This window comes from Microcoleus sp. POL10_C6, assembly GCF_036701585.1.
Lineage (GTDB): Bacteria > Cyanobacteriota > Cyanobacteriia > Cyanobacteriales > Microcoleaceae > Microcoleus.
The window spans coordinates 1-1,113 of record NZ_JAUBRB010000148.1 but is presented as its reverse complement, the minus strand read 5'-3'; the positions used below and the strand labels follow the sequence as shown (position 1 = coordinate 1,113).

Sequence of the window (1,113 nt, the reverse complement as noted above, 5' to 3'; positions counted from 1 at the left end):
TTTCGATCGCTCATCTTTTAGTGCATTCAATCTACAGTAATGCGCCTCTTTATTCTGTCTTAGTCTAAACTCCAGTATGTGAGGGCGGAGTCGAAGGAGGAGGAGGAGGGTTTGGACGAGAAGATGCTGCATTTGACGGCGAAGTTGGAGAGGCAATTTGCCGAGAGTGCCAAGTTAGAGGCGATGATTCGGGAAAATCTGCAGAGGGTGGGTTCTGGCGGATAGTTCGTCAATTGCTGAAGATTATCATGATTTTTTGCGATAACTTAAGCAACCTATTGTGCAATATCAAGTGCGGGCCGTACTTTCTGTTAATCGCGAATTAGTGTTGCTTTACTGGCCAATTGGACGGAATATTTTAAACAGGCAACAGCAGCGAGGATGGGGAGCCAAAGTTATAGACCCTTTAGCTGTTGACTGAGAAACAGCTTTTCCTGAAAGGATGTTTGCCGACGATTGAGCAGTTGGAAGCTGAGTTAGAAGCGGTGGATGTGGAAATTGAGGAGGAATGATAAAATCGGAGAGTGCGAAGTAAAGATAACTATTATGAAAAATCTTAGAGCAATCCTTCACCCTAGCTGTAACCCGTGATGTTTTGCGGCGCAAGGTGCTCTCAGGTGAGATTGGGGTGAAGGATTTAGATAACCTAGCTAGAAATATCAGGAACCCGCACCATCATTTCTCCTATGCACCGTCTTTTCAAACTTGATGCGTTCAGGAGGTTTTGGAGGTTCTGGAGGTTTTCGAGAAGTATTAGACTCTTGCTGATCGGCTGAATTATTATTAGTCATGGAGGTTCCTTTGAGTAATAACGAATGTAATCCCAATATAACGCTAATTTACGAATACGCGGATCAGGCATTAAAAGATTTAGATCAGAGTATCAATAGGCTTACTACAAAACTAGGTGTAGTGCTGGGATTTGATGCAGCTCTAATTCGCTTTTTTTCAAGCTTACCCGATCGTTCGGTTGCGGTAAATATTGATGCTTTAGATATTTCCTTGGAGTGTAATTCTTGTTTGTTATTAAAGATTTTAACTGGAGTTTAGACTAAGACAGAATAAAGAGGCGCATTACTGTAGATTGAATGCACTAAAAGATGAGCGATCGAA

At 42.1% G+C, this 1,113-nt stretch carries 3 protein-coding genes; 2 read left to right on the top strand and 1 reads right to left on the bottom strand.

Annotation, left to right across the window (positions count from 1 at the left end):
- The first annotated feature begins 280 nt into the window (after window positions 1–280).
- Window positions 281–421 carry a DUF1016 N-terminal domain-containing protein gene (locus QUA34_RS30065; RefSeq protein ID WP_333391170.1) on the top strand — a complete coding sequence of 47 codons (141 nt, stop codon included), beginning with the start codon at window positions 281–283 and terminating at the stop codon, window positions 419–421.
- A gap of 238 nt (window positions 422–659) precedes the next feature.
- Here the strand turns inward: QUA34_RS30065 and QUA34_RS30060 are convergent, their stop codons facing one another.
- A complete protein-coding gene (locus QUA34_RS30060) occupies window positions 660–791 on the bottom strand; it encodes a hypothetical protein (protein WP_333108516.1) in 132 nt (43 codons plus the stop codon).
- Window positions 792–801: 10 nt separating this feature from the next.
- Here QUA34_RS30060 and QUA34_RS30055 point away from each other — a divergent pair, with 10 nt between their 5' ends.
- A complete protein-coding gene (locus QUA34_RS30055; RefSeq protein ID WP_333391168.1) occupies window positions 802–1,050 on the top strand; it encodes a hypothetical protein in 249 nt (82 codons plus the stop codon).
- Window positions 1,051–1,113: the final 63 nt, after the last annotated feature.

Excerpts from the sequence above, each read along its gene's own strand:
- QUA34_RS30060 (WP_333108516.1), bottom strand. The coding sequence starts at position 791 with ATGACTAATAATAATTCAGCCGATCAGCAAGAGTCTAATACTTCTCGA.